This window comes from Ensifer sp. SL37 (assembly GCF_026672675.1).
Classification (GTDB): domain Bacteria; phylum Pseudomonadota; class Alphaproteobacteria; order Rhizobiales; family Rhizobiaceae; genus Ensifer; species Ensifer adhaerens.
The window spans coordinates 81,345-97,426 of record NZ_JAPPRN010000007.1; the positions used below are offsets into that span (position 1 = coordinate 81,345).

A 16,082-nucleotide genomic window follows, 5' to 3' on the forward strand; every position below is an offset into this window, starting at 1 on the left:
CGCGATATGTCTGCAGCGGATTTCCTGCCGGTTCTTTTCATGATCGCCGGAATTGTTCTGGTGGTGGGGGCGACGCTTTTTGTTTCCTCGCTACTGCGGCCGTCCAATCCCTATCCCGAAAAGAACATGCCCTATGAATGCGGCATGGACCCGGCAGGCGAGGCAGCCGGGGGACGCTTCAGGGTGCAGTTCTTCATCCTCGCGATCCTCCTCGTCGTCTTTGATGTCGAGGCGATGTTTCTCTTCCCCTGGGCAGTCGTCCTCAAAGAGATTGGTCTCGTCGCTTATCTCGAAATGTTCGTCTTCATCGTGCTGCTTCTCGTGGGTTTTGCCTACGCCTGGCTGAAGGGAGCGCTGGAATGGGAGGAGTAGGAAACACGATCCAGGACAGCGTGCTGTTCACCACGGCCGAGAGCGTCATCAATTGGAGCCGAAGGTCGGCCCTGTGGCCCGAGACCTTCGGCATCGCCTGCTGTGCCATCGAAATGATCTCGGCGGGCTGCGCGCGCTACGACCTCGACCGGTTCGGCGTGGTGTTTCGCCCTTCGCCGCGGCAGTCCGACGTGATGATCATCGCCGGCACGGTGACCCGGAAGTTCGCGCCCGTCGTGCGCCGGCTTTACGATCAGATGCCGGAGCCGCGCTGGGTGATCGCCATGGGGACCTGCGCCATTTCGGGCGGCGTCTACAACACCTATGCCGTGGTGCAAGGGTCTGAAACCTTCGTGCCGGTCGATGTGCACGTGCCCGGCTGTCCGCCACGGCCTGAGGCGCTGATGCATGGCTTCCTGCTATTGCAAGAAAAGATCAAGAAGTCCCGCGCGCTTGCCGGAACGCCTCTCGATCGGGTGGGGGCATCATGAGTGTCGAACCGTCTCTCAATCGCGCTTTGATCCTGGAGCGCTTCGGGGAAACGATCGAGGATCTCGGGACTGCGCATGGCATTGATGTCTTCGTGGTTCCGCCCGAAAAGATCGTCGAGTTCTGCCTGTTCCTGAAGGACCAGCCCGAGTTCAGGTTCAACTTCCTTTCCGACATCTGCGGGGTTGACCATTATCCCGAAACGCCGCGCTTTGAGGCGGTGTACCATCTCTATTCGCTGCCCAACCGCTGGCGTGTCCGCATCAAGTGTCGGCTTGGCGATCCGCCCGAGGTTCCCTCGGTCACCGGGGTGTGGCGCACCGCCAACTGGCACGAGCGCGAAGCCTGGGACATGTATGGCATCCGGTTCCAGGGGCATCCCGACTTGCGCCGGATCTATATGTGGGAGGGCTTCGAGGGCTTTCCCCAGCGCAAGGATTTCCCGCTTAAGGGGTACAAGGACAAGCTGAACCCGTTTGGTGCCGAAGGTCCGCCGCCGACCCAGCCCGACCTCGCCACCCGGAACATTCCATAGAGGAAGGTACGAGCGGTTTCTCTTTGGACCGATCCGAAACAACATGAACCAGGGAGACCGATCGATACCGGAAAGTTGAGATGACCGAAGTCACCGAGCTCACGAGGCCGGAAGGAGAAGCGCTCAACAGCAAGGAAGTGCTTCTCAATCTCGGACCCCAACACCCCAGCACCCATGGGGTCCTCCGGCTCGTGCTCGAACTGGACGGCGAGTATGTCAAGCGGGTGGACCCCCATATCGGCTACCTGCATCGCGGCACGGAAAAACTGGCAGAAAGCTTTACCTATACGCAGATCTTCCCGCTGACCGACAGGCTCGACTACCTCTGCCCGCCCTCGAACAACCTGGCCTTCGCGCTCGCAGTGGAGAAGCTCTTGGGCATCGAGGCCCCGATCCGGGCGCAATATATCCGCGTGATGATGGCGGAACTCGCGCGCATCTCCGGTCATCTTTTGATCACCGGCGCGCTGCCGATGGATCTCGGCGCCATGACCGCGCTGCTTTACGTCATGCGCGAGCGCGAAATGATCATGGATCTCCTCGAAATGGTCACCGGCGCGCGCATGCACACCTCCTTCTGCCGGGTCGGTGGGGTGCGCGAGGACCTGCCTGACGGGTTCTTCGCAAAAATCAGGGAGTTCTGCGACATCTTCCCAAACCGGATCCGCGACTATGAGCGGCTGCTCGAAGACAACCGGGTGTTCCTGAAACGCACCCAAGGGATCGGCGGCATCACCGCCGAAGACGCCATCGATCTTGGGCTCAGCGGCCCGAACCTGCGTGCTTCCGGCGTCGACTGGGACATCCGTCGTGACGAGCCCTACGAGATCTACGACCGGCTCGATTTCAATGTCATCACGCGCAATGAAGGCGATTGTTATGCGCGCTGGCGCTGCCGGGTCGATGAGATGCGTGAAAGCATGCGCATCATTGAACAATGCATCGAGCAGATGCCCGAGGGGCCGTTCCAGGTCGACATGCCAACGATTGCCTTCCCCGTCGACAAGGAGCGGGTGCATTGCTCGATGGAGGCCCTGATCCAGCATTTCGACCTGTCGGCCTATGGCTTCAGCGTGCCGAAGGGCGAGGTTTATTCGGCAATCGAGGCACCTAAGGGCGAGCTCGGCTTCTACATCATCAGCGACGGATCGCCGAAACCGTTCCGCATGAAGGTCAGGGCACCCTCGTTCGTCAACCTTCAAGGTGTCTTCGGCGTCACGAACGCCCGCTATCTGGCGGACATGATCGCCGTGCTCGGCAGCCTCGATCCTGTAATGGCGGAGGTCGACAAGTAGCGGAGATTTGGACGTGATGGCGATGCGCGAGAAGATCGAACAGGCGGCGGCGCGGTATCCCGACCAGCGCTCGGCGATCATGCCCGCACTTTTGATCGCGCAGCGCGAACATGGCCATCTGCCCGGCCCGGTACTGGAGGAAGTCGCCGACATCCTCGGCGTCGAACGCATCTGGGTCTACGAGCTCGCAACCTTCTACACGCTCTTCCATACCGAGCCGGTGGGGAAATACCATTTGCAACTCTGCGACAATGTATCCTGCATGCTGCGGCGATCCGAGGATCTGCTGACGCATCTGGAGACCGTGCTCGGGATCAAGAAGGGCGGCACGACGGCGGATGGTCTGTTTACGCTCTCGACCGTCGAATGCCTCGGCGCCTGTGAAATGGCTCCGGTCATGCAGGTCGGCGACGACTATCACGGCAATCTCGACATCGAGCGGATCGACGCACTCCTTGCCCGGCTGCGCGCCATGGTGCCTGACACGGCCGGCGCCGATCTCGCTGCCGTCGAACGGCAGGGGGAATAGCCATGTACGAACCGGTTCTTCTGAAGAATGTGAACGTGCAGGATGGGCATCTTCTTTCGACCTATGAGGCCGGCGGCGGCTACCGAGGGCTTCACAAAGCCCTCAAGGAACATACGCCCGACGAGATCATCGATCTCATCAAGCGGTCGAACCTGCGTGGCCGCGGCGGAGCAGGGTTTCCGACCGGCATGAAGTGGAGTTTCGTACCCAAGCGGGCCGACAAGCCGAAATATCTCTGCTGTAACGCCGACGAAGGGGAGCCCGGCACCTTCAAGGACCGGATCGTCATGGAGTGCGACCCGCACCAGCTGGTCGAGGGCATGGCGATCAGCGCCTATGCGATCGGGGCAGAGGTCGCCTATGTCTATGTTCGCGGCGAGTATGTGCTGGCGATCAGGCGGCTGGAACAGGCGATCGCCGAGGCCAAAGCCAAAGGCTATCTCGGAACGCGGATACTCGGCTCGGACTTCAATTTCGTCGTCCACGTCCATTGCGGTGCTGGTGCCTATATCTGTGGCGAAGAGACCGCGATGCTCGACTCGCTCGAGGGCAAGAGGGCGCAACCGCGCCTGAAACCGCCGTTCCCGGCGGTTGCGGGGCTCTATGCCAGCCCGACCGTCATCAACAATGTCGAGACGCTGGTCTGCGTACCGCATATCGTGGCGCGGGGCCCTGACTGGTTCCGCGGTATCGGACCCGAAAAGAGCCCAGGCCCGAAGCTCTATTGCGTCAGCGGGCAGGTGCGCATGCCCGGCCTCTACGAGCTTCCGATGGGGATCCCGCTTCGAGAACTGGTCGAGGACCATGCCGGCGGGCCGCCGGCCGGTCGCAAGATCAAGGCGGTAATACCAGGTGGCGTTTCGGCCCCGGTGATTCCGGAGGCGGGGCTTGACGTCGGGATGGATTTTGACTCGCTTGCTGCAGCCGGCACGATGCTGGGTTCGGCAGGCGTGATCGTCGTCGACGACACGACCTGCATGGTCAAGGTCGCCACCCGCATCATCGAGTTCTTTCACCACGAGTCCTGCGGCAAGTGCACGCCTTGCCGTGAGGGGTTGAACTGGGTGGTGAAAGTGCTGCGCCGGATCGAAGCGGGCGAGGGCGCCCCCGGCGACATGGAGCAGCTGGATATGCTCTGCAAGGGCATTTTCGGCAATACGTTTTGTGCTTTGGGTGACGGTGCTGCGATGGGGTTGCGGGCCTCGCTTGCGCATTTCCGCGACGAATTCGTCGCCCATATCGAGGAGCGGAAGTGTCCGTTCCACTGAGGAGCGCTCTAGCGCGGGCGAGTAAGTCATGGTGAGCGTTACGATCAATGGGCAAACACTGGAAGTTGCGGCCGGCTCGACTGTGTTGCAGGCCGCCCAGCGCTTGGGCATCGAAATTCCGACCTTCTGCTACCTGAAGCGCCTGCCGCCGCTCGCTTCCTGCCGCATGTGTCTCATCGAGATCGAGGGACTGCGGCGGCTACAGCCGTCCTGCGCCACAGCCGTCACTGAAGGCATGGTCGTGCGAACGGACACGCCACTGATTGATGAAACACGTTCGTCCATGCTCGACATGCTGCTCGCCAACCACCCGCTCGACTGCCCGATCTGCGACAAGGGCGGCGAGTGTGAGCTCCAGGACATGGTGATGGCCTACGGTCCGGGGAGAAGCCGCTTTCACGATCCCAAGCGCGTCTTCCATTCTCGCGACATTCGCCTGAGCCCGGTCGTCATCATGAACGTCAACCGCTGTATCCAGTGCCAGCGCTGCGTGCGCATGTGCGAGGAGGTCGTCGGCGCGGTCGCCCTTGGCACCGTCGAGAAAGGCATGGATACGGCCGTCACCGGCTTTGAGGGCAGTCTTGCCAGTTGCGACCAGTGTGGCAACTGCATCGAAGTCTGTCCGGTCGGCGCGCTGATGAGCTTTCCCTATCGCTATAAGGCTCGGCCCTGGGATCTCGCCGAGGTCGACACGATCTGTCCGCATTGCGGCACGGGATGTCAGCTGACCGTCGGCGCGCGCAAGGGCGAATTCATGCGTGTCCGGTCCAAGGAGGAACACGGGGTCAACCGCGAAACGCTCTGCGCACGCGGCCGTTTCGGCCTTGACTTCATCGAAGGGCACGATCGGATCAAACGACCGATGATCCGCCGCGACGGCACTCTTGTGCCGGTTTCCTGGGACGAAGCAGGAGACTATCTGCGCCGGCGGCTAGCAGCGGTCGAAAGCAAGGCTTCCGGCGGACTTGTCTCGCCGCGCCTGCCCAATGAAGTGCTCTATCAGTTCCAGAAGCTCATGCGCACGGTCTTTGCGACCAACAACATCGACTGCTCGTCGCGCTGGTCCACACCCTTCGACGCCCTTGCCCCGCTAATGGCAGGCTACAGTCGTGCACCTTTGACGGACGTGATCGGCGTCGACCACGTGCTTGTCATGGGTGGCAACGTGACCGAGGAAAACCCGGTTACCGAATATCTTCTAAGGGATGCCGCCAGGCGGCGCGGGACTGGATTATTGATGCTCTCGACGCGACCGTCCCGCCTCGACGCCGATGCTAAGGCTCTGGTTCGTGTGCCGCCCGGCGGAGAGGCCGCGAGCCTAGCAGCCGTGGTTGCTAGACTTGCTGCGGCCGCCGGCGAGAAACTGTCAGGTGACGCTCTTGCGGAGATCGCACTGATAACCGCCGGTCCGGTAGCCAGCAATGGCAGCGACGGACCGGATCGTCTGGCCGCAGCACTTAACGAAGGCGGCCCTGTGACCGTGCTTGTCGGTGTCGACCTCCTGAGATCGTCAGACGCGCGGGGAGCGTTGCAGCAACTCACCAATCTCTTGCAACTGCTTCGCCTCCTCGGCAAGACCCCGGCATTGCAGTTCCTCTTCGACCGCGCTAACCAGATGGGCGCCTTTGATATGGGGGCCCTGGCGGGCGGCTTGCCGGGGCTGCAGCCGGTTGTCGACGAGACGGCGCGCGCCGCTCTTGCCCGGAACTGGGGCGCCGAAATCCCCCCTGGGCCGGGTGCTGGTCTCGACGCGATGCTGGATCTCTGCGTGGCTGGGCAAATGGGGGCGCTCTACCTTGTCGGAACTGACCCCCTGATCGCCTATCCGGACAGGGAGTTCATGGCGCGGGCGCTTGGTGCTGCTGATCTCTTGATCGTGCAGGACAGTTTCCTTAACGAGACGGCCGCACTGGCCGAGGTCGTCTTGCCAGCGGCTGGCTACGGTGAAGAGCCCGGCAGCTTTACCAACAACGAGGGGCGCATCCAGCAGGTCCGCAAATTCCGGGAACCAGTCTTTGAGGCGCGGGACAATCTTGCTATCTTCGATTTTGTCGCAGCTGAGCGCGGCCAAACATTGGAGCCTTCGACGCATGTCGAGGTTCTCGATGAGATCGCCCGGCTGATACCGGCCTATCAGGCGCTCACCTGGGCCGAACTTGGCGCCGACGGTGCCTTCACGAAAAAAGGCCCGACGCCACCGTTGGGCGCCTTCCACGCACCGCCGACCGTTTCGCAGACGCACGACGGGCTCATGCTCGTCACCGGCAACTGTCTGTTCCACAATGGCTATCTGACCGAGCGTTCGGAGATCCTGAACACAGTCGCCAACGATCCCTATGTCGCGATGAGCGCTGAGGATGCGGCTAAGCTTGGCCTTTCGGGCGGCGACCAGGTGGTCGTTCGTTCAACCCGCGGTGAACTGGTAGCGCAGCTCAAGGTCGAAAAGCGGTTTCCCAAGGGTCTCGTCTTTGTTCCCGAAAACTATCGGTCCCTTCGCCTCAACAGCTTGATGAGGCGAGGTGAATACCCGTGTCCGGTTAAGGTTCACAAGGCAGAAACAGCGCACGCCATCGAGGGCACGAACCGGGTCTGGCGAGGAGCATGAGGATTTGCGCGCGAGGCGCCTGCAAGGCCCGTATCCCGACCTGTGGGCGCAAAGCCACTCTCAGTGGTAGCCGGCCCCGGCAATGTATTCGTACAGGTGCCGCTCCGTGCGCTGCGCCTCGTCGAGCCGGTGCTTGACCACGTCGCCGATGCTGACGACGCCGACAATGGCCTCCTCCTCAATGACCAGCACATGACGTGTCCGTCTCTGGGTCATGATCGACATCACCAAGGGCAGTCCATCGACAGCCGAACAGATCGCCACGTCGCGGTTCATGATCTCGGCGACCGGCATCAGCGCTGCCTCTGGCCCGTATTCCGCAAGCGCGTTGCAGCAATCCCGTTCCGAGACCGTGCCCATGTACCTTCCGGGCGCGTGGCTGACGACCACGAAGCCGATATTGTTGTCACGAAAGAGCCGCAGGATCTCCACCATCGCCTGGTCGGGAGCAACTGCGATCACTCCAGCACCCTTATCCTTCACGATTTCACCGACAAGCATTTGAGCCTCCTATCTGCGCGCGCCGGTTTGCTGCTCCTCACGTTCGCCGGATATTGCGCCACCAGTTGTATCCGTGCGGTTCGCTCGTTTCGACCAGCACGTCCTCATCCGTATTCAGGCGTGCGGCGACGACACTACCGCCGGTCATCGCCTTTCCAGGTTTTTCGAGCAGATCGTCGCGTCCGATCACCAGGTCATGTGACGAAAAACTAGAGAATTCATACTGCTGGCCAAGTGCGATGGCGTCCGCAGGGCAGGCGTCCTCACACAGGCCGCAGAAAAGGCACCTGGCCGTGTCGATTTCGAATTTTGCTGGGTGTCGGTTGCCGTTTTCGTCCTCGTAGGGAACGACTTCGATGCAGTCGCAGGGGCAGATGCGAGCGCAAAGCTCGCACGCGACACACTTGATCTCGCCCTCTTCGTCGCGTTTGAGGAAGTGATGGCCGCGATAGCGCGAATAGGGGAGCCACTTCTCCTTGTCCGGATACTGCATGGTCACCGGCTTGGACAACATATAGCCAAAGGTCAGCGTAAAGGCGCTCGCCAGGTCGGCAAAAAGCGCCCAGCCGATCCATGTTCCAGCTCTGTCGACCACGCGTGACATCGTCGCGCCGTTCTACAGCGGCGTGCGTCTATTCCAACGCGGGAGGGTCGCTGTAGTCCCTTCGATTGCTGCACGCACCTTCGTCAGATCGACACCGAACCTAGAAGGCGCGTGGACAAGCCGCCTTGGCTCCTAAGTGAAAGCAATACCAGTGATAATTATGTTCGCCATTGACAGAGGAAGCAAGACTTTCCATCCGATCGCCATCAGTTGGTCATAGCGATAGCGGGGCAAAGTGAAACGGAACCACATAAACACATAAACGAAGAATGCCACTTTGAGCGCAAACCAGACAAGCGGCGGCAGCGGAATGAGAATACCGTTCCAGCCGCCGAAAAACAGGATGACGGAGAGGACCGATACCAGGAGCACGATGACGTATTCGCTGACCATGAAGAACGCGAAACGGATACCGCTGTATTCGGTATGGAACCCTGCGCCGAGATCCCCTTCCGCTTCGGCCAGGTCGAAGGGAATGCGCTGCGCTTCGGCCAATCCCGCAACAAAGAAGACGAAGAACCCGATCGGCTGATAGACGATGTTCCAGAGATCACTCTGGGCGCGCACGATGTCCACCAGGCTCATCGACTGTGCGAGCATCACGACGCCGACGACCGCGAAACCCATCGGGATTTCGTAGCTGATCATCTGTGCGCAGGTCCTGAGGCTACCGAGAACGGCGTATTTGCTGTTGGCGGCCCAGCCGCCGAAGATGACGCCATAGACCTCCAGACCGATCACCGCGAGGACGAAGAGCAGAGCCACATTGAGGTTGGAAACGTAGAGCGTGATCTCTGCATTGAGCACTGAGACGGTCTCGCCGAAGGGGATTGCGACAAAAACCACAAAGGGCGGAGCGAGCGCCAGGATCGGCGCCAGCTTGAATAGGAAGCGATCTGCCTCGGCAGGGATATGATCCTCTTTCGTCAGGAGCTTGATACCGTCAGCCACCGGCTGCAGCAGGCCGTGCCACCCCACGCGCATCGGACCCATGCGCTGCTGCATGTGACCGGCAATCTTTCGCTCCAGCCAGGTCAGCGGCAAAGGCAAGAGTAAAAGCATTGCGATGAGCAATGCGATCTTGAGGGCGATAAGGCCAAGGGCGACGAGAAGTTCCATGATCCGCGGCCATCTATTCGACAGGCAGAAACGTGACTGGGCCCGACCCGGCTTACCCGTTGAGCGGGTCCTTCCAGTTTTCTCCATTTTCTCACGAAACGGCGGCCGTGGACAGGCTGCCGTTTCCTATTCTGGGACGGTCAGGAGGTTGCCGTCGGTTTCTTTCCTAGTCACCGTCGATCGGCCTAATCATGAGGCAAACCGGCTTGGCAGGTTCGAATCCGTTCACATCAGGATCTTTGTCAATTGGTCATTCGAGTGGCATCGAATTTCTCCGTTTTGGCGGATCTACGGTCTGAGCCCATAGTCTTACCGGCCCGTTCGCGGGCCTGTACAACCTGACATTCGGTCGCCGTGCGTAGCGGCTGCACCACTATCCCGTTTTCGACGTGCACGGGCTCAGAAGAACGGGACCAAACTCAAGATCGGCGTTTGAGAGCCAAAAGGATTCCCGGTCCACTTGACGCCCTCCACAATTGGCCCGCGAACCTCGCGAACTGGTTTGATTGGCTGCCAGATGGACCCATTCTTTGGTCAGAGACTCTTATTCGCCGCGCAAAACGAAACCGGGACCGCGTTATATGGGAAGACGATGTGCTGGCCACAGCAGCTATTCCTGAATACGAGGAGGCGAGACATTATTTCACTCGATTGGCCGACGTAGGTGCTCCCAGGCTGACTTCGAGCATGTTGTTCGCCGCTGGACAGCTACCATTCTGGCGCCGTGTCGCGAACGGCGGCTCCTTGCCGTTTCAAGAATCCCAGCAGCTCGAAGAGGCCTGCGATTGTGTCGAGCGGTCGGCCGAGGCCCTCGTTTCGGGGAGCTTGTTTTCCAGCTACTCGTTCGCGCAAGCGACCTTAGACCCCGGGAAAGTGCTCGGAGGCAGAAAGCGGGCGGCCTATCAACATAGAAGGGGCGATGGCAGGCTGAAGTGGTGACTGCTCGGACCACCCAATGTCGCCGCCTTGAAAGATACACCCACACAACCTACTTTGCTGCTAGGCCGTGAGGCCCTTTATCCCACCGGACTTCGGGCAAGAGCCGTGAGCAAGGGATTGCGTCGGGTACTGTTTTTGTAGGCGTAGTGGCCCGTCCACAGGACGTAAAACTGAAATCATCTCTGGCAGTGACGATGCCCGCTCGACTGCCCGGAAGGCGAGCACAGAGATCCATCAACTAAAGTGCAGCTGCAGGCTGCTGATGGATCTTTTATGTTCGTCTCTCTCATCGCGGTGATACCGCAAATCGACAATCCTTACTCTCTGGCAGCCTTCGCCTTGGTTTGGACAGCGGTAATGCTAAACAGTGCGAAGTAGTAAATTAGGTCGCTGGTCGGCGTCGGAGGGCACGGCTTCGGCCGTCGTCTCCGTAGCTTTGGTGTCGATCCGCTTGATTAAGCGAAATCAAATTTCCTTGGGATGATACAGTTTATTACCTGGCCTAGATCATTATAATCTTCCGGATTGGCCGGAATTCGCCCTTAGCAGACATGCACTGCTTAGAAGTTGACGGCTGGAATGGGGCCGACGGCCGCCCGTCCGCTGCTAGGTCACCCAACAAGAAAAGCGGACATCACTTACTCTGAAGCCTCCGGCTTCGATACCGCGCGTTTACCTAGTCCCCGAACACCAGAACATCGGGAACCTCGAAGCGCTGCTCACCGACGCGAATGAGGTAGAGTCCGTTCTCCACGGAAGATGACGTCTTAACTCCGCCATCGGCTTCACTGGTATCGGCACCCGCAAATTCACCGCCCTTGAAGAATAGGGTTCGCCTGCCGCCATCGGGCCAGAAGACGGTTACGTCCGAATTTCCATCGCCACGCCGCACTACACCCGCTTTGCAACTCGTCGATGGCTGGCCCGCGACGCGTGAGCACGGGATATCGCTGGTCGCGTTGAAATTGGTTCCCGGCACCAGGGCATCATTCGTCGAACTGACTGGGGCATTCGTTGCTCCCCCTGAAATTTCGACCGTGAACTTATATTTGCATTGCTCGTTTCGTCGAGCCGCATTGCGCATCAGATAGACACGAATGACATAGTCACCGGCTTCTTCGAGGTTGGCGGAAAATTCATTTCCGGAACTCGATCCTGTAAATATCGACACGTCGTTCGATCCAGGTGGAAGAACATTGAAGTAGCAGCTTCCATTATTCGGCGCGAACAGCACCGACATGGCCTGTCCGGCTTTCGCTCCGACACGATAGTCCTTTCCGTCATAGCCCTTGATCGTTCCATCGAGCGTGGCGGAGATCGCGCCCGGTTTGAAACGAACGACCTGCTCTGCGGAGACCGCGACTGAGGCGGGCAACAATGTCATTGCTGCAACAATCAGAATACCAGTTCTCATCGCCTTCTCCGAGTAGAGTTGCCAACAAGCGCGGGAGGCGCACCAGTCCTATCGCCACACCCTAGTTGCTCGCCTGGTCTTCGTCCAATGAATCGAAGCCAACAAAGTTGAGCTGCATTCAACTTCGGCCTTGCCGTGATGGTAATGAGAGTCAGTATGGGCCTGCTGGGGAGGGTCCGCTTACCGGCATCCAAGCCTATCTTGCTGACGTAGGTATCGGGCGGGTTTGTCGGCGATTTACAAAGCAATCTGCTCACGCATCAACCGCGGGATTATCGACCATGAACTACAATTTGCGGAGCCTCCAGGCATTGGAAGCCGTCTACCGGCATAGATCGGTTGCGCATGCTGCAACCGAACTGAACGTTACCGCGAGTGCCATCAGTCATCAGTTGCGGAACTTGAGCGCGAATGTCGGCGAACGGTTGGTTCAGAAATCCGGCAGAGGGGTAGAGCTGACGGAGGCCGGGCAGCGCTTGGCAGAGTCTCTCCACGTGGCATTCCAACAGATTAAGTTATCGATGGAAGAAAGCGTGGGGCGTACGAAGAAAGTTCTGCGATTGGCGGTGTGCAGCAGCTTTGGCCCGGGGTGGCTCATCAAGCGCCTCGCTGACCTGCAGGCCAATCGTAGTATCGACGTCCAGCTTCGCATGTATGCACAGCATCCCCAGTTGACGGACTCTGTGGCGGACGCGTTCGTGACAGCATATCCGCTTGAGTACGGATACGTTTCCACGCCTCTCTTCGATGAAGTCTTGGTGGCGGTCCATGCACCCGACTTCTCGGTTATGGATCACCCCCTGATTACGACCAGCATTGACGCTCACGATTTCGCAAATGATTGGCGACAGTTTGGTTCCGCAGCGGCAATCGACTTCCCGCAATTGAGCTCCAGTAAAGTTATGCAGTGCACTCACTACCTGCTGGCCATGGAAATGGCGTGTCATGGTCTTGGCGCAGCCCTCGTGCCCGATTTTCTGGCGGAGGAGCACCTTCGCGCAGGCAGGATCGAAAGGATGCACAGTGTTTCGCTTCAGTCGGGACGGCGTTATCACCTGTGCTACAAGTCTGCCAGGAAGAGCGATCCGGCATTGTTGGAGCTTCACCGCTGGTTCAAACACCAGATCGGAATGACGAATAGCTGAATTCTACTCAACGGTCGCTCGGTAAATTCATTAGACCGGGCGTAGCGATCACCTTAGGTTATACGCATCGTCACGAATGCGAGCTACGAGGGGTCAGCAATGCGCTTGAATGCTGTCTGTGTCACCTCCGCGCTGTTTGCGATGACCGCGCCATTGCAGGCCTCCACTGTCTCCGAGCGCGAATACAAACGCGGGTATGAAGACTGCTCCCGCGGCGACTACGATCAAAACCAGCACGGTGCGTCCTACAAGCGCGGTTGCCGAGCCGCTGAAGACGTGATGAAGAGCGGAGCCGCTCCCAAAGCATCGAAAGCTGCAGATCAGGGGCACATGAAGTCAGTCTGTGATGGAGCGGTGACCGGCAGATTTAATCCCCACGTACGCTCGGTAAACATCTCGAATGTCGAGCATCAGAATTTCGGTTGGGGCGTCTACGGAATGGCAGTCCTTGATGACGGCAGCACGTCCGACTTCGTCTGCATGTTCAGCACGAGTGGCAAATTCAAGCGAGTCAATGTCAGCGAGCCTATCGGCGCAAGCAACCAAATGGACCATGAGGGTTACTGCCCCCCGGACGTTACGGAGGCGGACCGCTACAAGTATCCTGCTTGCGACTGATTGAGCGCAGTCGCGATTCTATTTTCAACCTCGGAGCCCGGCATGAAACACCTTCCTTTGATTGCATGCGCCTTGCTTGCCCTTTCCGGCTGCGAAACCAGTTCGCCCACTGCCGGCGGCGGTGCGGCCAGCTCTGGATGCCCCGTCGATGTCTCGCAGGCGGACCGGTACAAGTATCCGGGGTGCGATACAGGAAGCCAGGCGGCATCGGCATGCCCTGTCGACGTTACCGAGGCCGACCGTGTCAGATATCCCGCGTGCGGCTGAGCGAGTGTGCTTCCCGCTCCGCCCAGTATCAACTTAACTGCAAGCTGGAGGCGAGGCGTCGGCGTACTGGGGCATAAATCCGCGCGATATCCGAGCCGTCAAGGTGCGACGCGGGGAAGTCCAGACCGCGACGAGAATCTCGGAGGGCGTTCGCTTGAACACGAACATTCGAACGTCGGCCAAGGGATGCTGCATGCGACCACACTTCGAATGTCACTGTAGTGGCCTGTGACACCTTGGCGCGGCAGAACGGGTGACCGCAGAATGATGCGACGAATATGCGGTGCACTCCATACCTGTCCGGCTTCAGATTGGAATAGCCGTCCGGCATCATCGGAATTGCAGCATAAGCAGTCCAAGAATTCGTCCGCACCTCCAACGGACCAGTTTTACATGTCGCCTGACAGCAAGAGCCTCGCGGGCACAGCCCCTGCAGAGACTCTAATTTCGACGGGATCGGAGTTTGGGAAGGCGTGAAGGCGGTGGTCGACTCGATCGATAGTTTGGGAGGGGCACGAGCTGATAATCCAATCAGCCGCCGCTCAGAACTGGGCGGTCAGGACAGGGCCGACCACTCACCACCTTTGTAGAGCCGCGTGTCGGAATTTGTCCAGCGAAAGTCGATCTCGATGGACATGGAGCGGGCCGAGCTGAACATTGTCGATGTGGAGATGTCCTGCTCGAACCACACGATCACGGATTCGATGGAGTTGAACGTGACCGAACCCGGGCGCACCGGGGAGGGGGCTACGTAAACCGGCGTCATGGTCTCGACGCCATTCAGGACAGAGACTTGGCTGAGCCCCGGATGGATCAAGCCGAATTCATTGGCCATCGTAACTCCGTCAAACGGACCGCGGGACACCCGTGGGTGCAAAATACAGTTTTCATCGAGCTCGCACGTCTGACCAAGCTCGAGCGTCTCCTGGTTGGTCGCAGCAACGACCGTTCTTCCCTCGAGGAAGAGGTTCGTACCGAACAGGGCAAATTGCGACGTCCACGAGAAGGAGGTACTGTGGGCATAATTGGTCAGCACTGCCACACGACATTATAGCTGCCGGAATCTCCGACCGAAGAGACCTTCTTGGCAAAGCACATTGCATAGTTGTTGGCCTTGAGTGCTACGATATCTTCTTGATCGACAACGATGGTCAGTTCCTTGTAAATGCGGTACCGGCTCAAATGCACGCTCATTTTGCCTCGCTTCGCTGTATCTCGTTCATAGACGGCGTTCCTCCATCTTCACCGAAGGTCGCAGTGTTTCCATGCGACAACGCCTCGCGTAAAAATTGCACAGCCTATCACACGCACAAATCCGCAGTTTTTAAGGGTATTCAGATAATTCGGGGAGCGCGATTTAGGGTTAGAGGCGCCGCCGTGGATTGGGCGCATCAACGATGTGACCGCTTGGTCTATAGAGGGGTCTGAATCCTTCATGCCACGGATGTTGGCCCGAGTGATGAACCGCCCAGAGCGCTCTCCTCCCCATTCAGGAGGGCCTCGTGATAGCTCCAGAATTCCCGCACAAACCGTTCCGCAAGTGCATTCTCCGCGCCGTGGTCGAGCCGTATCGCCAGGAAACCGGCGTCGACGAAGATGCCGAATGGCCTGACGACGACACCCCGACCTCGGAATTCGGTCGCGGACGACGGATCGATGATCGCGATGCCGGCTCCCTCGGAGACCAGCGTCAGGGCGGTGTGGGAGAGGCGCGTTTCCAATGTCGATGACCGCGGAACCCCTGCCAAAGCTACCTCCACCCGCATGGCAAACAAGGTGCCCGGCTCCAGCGTGATCATGCGCTCGTCGGCGAGATCGGCGGGCATGATGTTCTGCGTTTCAGCGAGTCGGTGTCCGGTCGGTACCGCGACCACCGCGGGTATCGGTCGGGTCTCTATCCGGAATCCCGGTCTGTCGAGCGGGCCGTCGGCGAAGCCGAGATCGACCTGGCCAGAAGCGACGGCTTCGATAACCAGTGACGACGGGATGCCGTTCAACGACGCATGGACATTCGGCCGGTCCCGCAGGAACCGCGCCAGAAACCGCGGCATAATCCCGTTCGCCAAGGCGGGCATGGCGGCGATGCGGAGCATGCCCGCATTCTGCCGACCGATCTCCTCAGCAAACGCCTTGATGCGCGACAGGCCGACATAGGCGCGCTCTACCTCCCGAAGCAAGGTCAACGCCTCGCGGGTGGGCGTCAGTTGGTTCCCCCTGCGGTCGAACAGCTTCAATTTCGTGTCGATTTCGAAGTCGCGGATCAGCCGGCTCACGGCTGGCTGGGTGATGGACATCAGCTCTGCAGCCGCCGTCATTTTTCCCGTCAACATAACGGTACGGAACGCTTCCACCTGACGCAGATTCATGGATCACCATAATATT

General features: G+C 59.4%; 16 protein-coding genes. 9 read left to right on the top strand and 7 right to left on the bottom strand.

The genetic code is table 11. The features are described from left to right. Positions 1-6: 6 nt before the first annotated feature. The 7 genes from OVA00_RS32295 (at position 7) to nuoG (ending at position 7,093) form a co-directional block, all read left to right on the top strand. Positions 7-372: an NADH-quinone oxidoreductase subunit A gene (locus OVA00_RS32295; RefSeq protein ID WP_029742550.1), complete on the top strand. Its 366-nt coding sequence runs from the start codon at positions 7-9 to the stop codon at positions 370-372. Further along, positions 360-863, top strand: coding sequence for a NuoB/complex I 20 kDa subunit family protein (locus tag OVA00_RS32300; protein ID WP_034796776.1), 504 nt, complete (start codon positions 360-362; stop codon positions 861-863). The genes OVA00_RS32295 and OVA00_RS32300 overlap by 13 nt, the downstream gene beginning before the upstream one ends. Beyond that, positions 860-1,396 (top strand): NADH-quinone oxidoreductase subunit C, encoded by a 537-nt coding sequence (locus OVA00_RS32305; protein ID WP_159416262.1) that lies wholly within the window; start codon positions 860-862, stop codon positions 1,394-1,396. The genes OVA00_RS32300 and OVA00_RS32305 overlap by 4 nt, the downstream gene beginning before the upstream one ends. Before the next feature lie 80 nt (positions 1,397-1,476). Continuing rightward, positions 1,477-2,691, top strand: a complete 1,215-nt coding sequence (nuoD, locus tag OVA00_RS32310) for an NADH dehydrogenase (quinone) subunit D (RefSeq protein ID WP_255381648.1) — start codon at positions 1,477-1,479, stop codon at positions 2,689-2,691. Between the two features lie 16 nt (positions 2,692-2,707). After that, a complete protein-coding gene (gene nuoE / locus OVA00_RS32315; protein ID WP_255382345.1) occupies positions 2,708-3,220 on the top strand; it encodes an NADH-quinone oxidoreductase subunit NuoE in 513 nt (170 codons plus the stop codon). A 2-nt stretch (positions 3,221-3,222) separates the two neighbouring features. After that, complete coding sequence (nuoF, locus tag OVA00_RS32320; protein WP_268090432.1) at positions 3,223-4,488, top strand: NADH-quinone oxidoreductase subunit NuoF; 1,266 nt, start codon at positions 3,223-3,225, stop codon at positions 4,486-4,488. A gap of 28 nt (positions 4,489-4,516) precedes the next feature. Then, positions 4,517-7,093, top strand: coding sequence for an NADH-quinone oxidoreductase subunit NuoG (gene nuoG / locus OVA00_RS32325; RefSeq protein WP_268090433.1), 2,577 nt, complete (start codon positions 4,517-4,519; stop codon positions 7,091-7,093). 60 nt (positions 7,094-7,153) lie between these two features. On the opposite strand, the gene OVA00_RS32330 is transcribed toward nuoG, so the two are convergent. From OVA00_RS32330 to OVA00_RS32345, 4 genes are all read right to left on the bottom strand, one after another. After that, the gene (locus OVA00_RS32330; RefSeq protein ID WP_255381642.1) at positions 7,154-7,594 is read right to left on the bottom strand and encodes a CBS domain-containing protein; all 441 of its coding nucleotides are present in this window, start codon (positions 7,592-7,594) and stop codon (positions 7,154-7,156) included. A 37-nt stretch (positions 7,595-7,631) separates the two neighbouring features. Further along, positions 7,632-8,198: an NADH-quinone oxidoreductase subunit I gene (locus tag OVA00_RS32335; protein WP_268090434.1), complete on the bottom strand. Its 567-nt coding sequence runs from the start codon at positions 8,196-8,198 to the stop codon at positions 7,632-7,634. A gap of 132 nt (positions 8,199-8,330) precedes the next feature. After that, positions 8,331-9,317 carry an NADH-quinone oxidoreductase subunit NuoH gene (gene nuoH / locus OVA00_RS32340; protein WP_268090435.1) on the bottom strand — a complete coding sequence of 329 codons (987 nt, stop codon included), beginning with the start codon at positions 9,315-9,317 and terminating at the stop codon, positions 8,331-8,333. A 1,615-nt stretch (positions 9,318-10,932) separates the two neighbouring features. Beyond that, positions 10,933-11,670 (bottom strand): hypothetical protein, encoded by a 738-nt coding sequence (locus OVA00_RS32345; RefSeq protein ID WP_255381639.1) that lies wholly within the window; start codon positions 11,668-11,670, stop codon positions 10,933-10,935. A 281-nt stretch (positions 11,671-11,951) separates the two neighbouring features. On the opposite strand from OVA00_RS32345, the gene OVA00_RS32350 reads away from it, so the two are divergent. Continuing rightward, positions 11,952-12,815 carry a LysR family transcriptional regulator gene (locus OVA00_RS32350; protein ID WP_255381638.1) on the top strand — a complete coding sequence of 288 codons (864 nt, stop codon included), beginning with the start codon at positions 11,952-11,954 and terminating at the stop codon, positions 12,813-12,815. 99 nt (positions 12,816-12,914) lie between these two features. After that, positions 12,915-13,433, top strand: a complete 519-nt coding sequence (locus tag OVA00_RS32355; RefSeq protein ID WP_268090436.1) for a hypothetical protein — start codon at positions 12,915-12,917, stop codon at positions 13,431-13,433. Between the two features lie 823 nt (positions 13,434-14,256). Here OVA00_RS32355 and OVA00_RS32360 read toward each other — a convergent pair. The 3 genes from OVA00_RS32360 to OVA00_RS32370 all read right to left on the bottom strand — a co-directional run bounded on the left by OVA00_RS32360 (position 14,257) and on the right by OVA00_RS32370 (position 16,066). Next, complete coding sequence (locus OVA00_RS32360) at positions 14,257-14,736, bottom strand: hypothetical protein (RefSeq protein WP_268090437.1); 480 nt, start codon at positions 14,734-14,736, stop codon at positions 14,257-14,259. Then, positions 14,730-14,894 carry a hypothetical protein gene (locus OVA00_RS32365; protein ID WP_255381634.1) on the bottom strand — a complete coding sequence of 55 codons (165 nt, stop codon included), beginning with the start codon at positions 14,892-14,894 and terminating at the stop codon, positions 14,730-14,732. Before OVA00_RS32365 ends, OVA00_RS32360 begins: the two co-directional genes overlap by 7 nt. 239 nt (positions 14,895-15,133) lie before the next feature. Beyond that, complete coding sequence (locus OVA00_RS32370) at positions 15,134-16,066, bottom strand: LysR substrate-binding domain-containing protein (protein WP_255381633.1); 933 nt, start codon at positions 16,064-16,066, stop codon at positions 15,134-15,136. Positions 16,067-16,082: the final 16 nt, after the last annotated feature.

Bases quoted from the DNA above. Each gene is read 5' to 3' on its own strand.
- OVA00_RS32295 (WP_029742550.1), top strand. From the start codon at position 7: ATGTCTGCAGCGGATTTCCTGCCGGTTCTTTTCATGATCGCCGGAATT.
- OVA00_RS32300 (WP_034796776.1), top strand. From the start codon at position 360: ATGGGAGGAGTAGGAAACACGATCCAGGACAGCGTGCTGTTCACCACG.
- OVA00_RS32305 (WP_159416262.1), top strand. From the start codon at position 860: ATGAGTGTCGAACCGTCTCTCAATCGCGCTTTGATCCTGGAGCGCTTC.
- nuoD (WP_255381648.1), top strand. From the start codon at position 1,477: ATGACCGAAGTCACCGAGCTCACGAGGCCGGAAGGAGAAGCGCTCAAC.
- nuoE (WP_255382345.1), top strand. From the start codon at position 2,708: ATGGCGATGCGCGAGAAGATCGAACAGGCGGCGGCGCGGTATCCCGAC.
- nuoF (WP_268090432.1), top strand. From the start codon at position 3,223: ATGTACGAACCGGTTCTTCTGAAGAATGTGAACGTGCAGGATGGGCAT.
- nuoG (WP_268090433.1), top strand. From the start codon at position 4,517: ATGGTGAGCGTTACGATCAATGGGCAAACACTGGAAGTTGCGGCCGGC.
- OVA00_RS32330 (WP_255381642.1), bottom strand. From the start codon at position 7,594: ATGCTTGTCGGTGAAATCGTGAAGGATAAGGGTGCTGGAGTGATCGCA.
- OVA00_RS32335 (WP_268090434.1), bottom strand. From the start codon at position 8,198: ATGTCACGCGTGGTCGACAGAGCTGGAACATGGATCGGCTGGGCGCTT.
- nuoH (WP_268090435.1), bottom strand. From the start codon at position 9,317: ATGGAACTTCTCGTCGCCCTTGGCCTTATCGCCCTCAAGATCGCATTG.
- OVA00_RS32345 (WP_255381639.1), bottom strand. From the start codon at position 11,670: ATGAGAACTGGTATTCTGATTGTTGCAGCAATGACATTGTTGCCCGCC.
- OVA00_RS32350 (WP_255381638.1), top strand. From the start codon at position 11,952: ATGAACTACAATTTGCGGAGCCTCCAGGCATTGGAAGCCGTCTACCGG.
- OVA00_RS32355 (WP_268090436.1), top strand. From the start codon at position 12,915: ATGCGCTTGAATGCTGTCTGTGTCACCTCCGCGCTGTTTGCGATGACC.
- OVA00_RS32365 (WP_255381634.1), bottom strand. From the start codon at position 14,894: ATGAGCGTGCATTTGAGCCGGTACCGCATTTACAAGGAACTGACCATC.
- OVA00_RS32370 (WP_255381633.1), bottom strand. From the start codon at position 16,066: ATGAATCTGCGTCAGGTGGAAGCGTTCCGTACCGTTATGTTGACGGGA.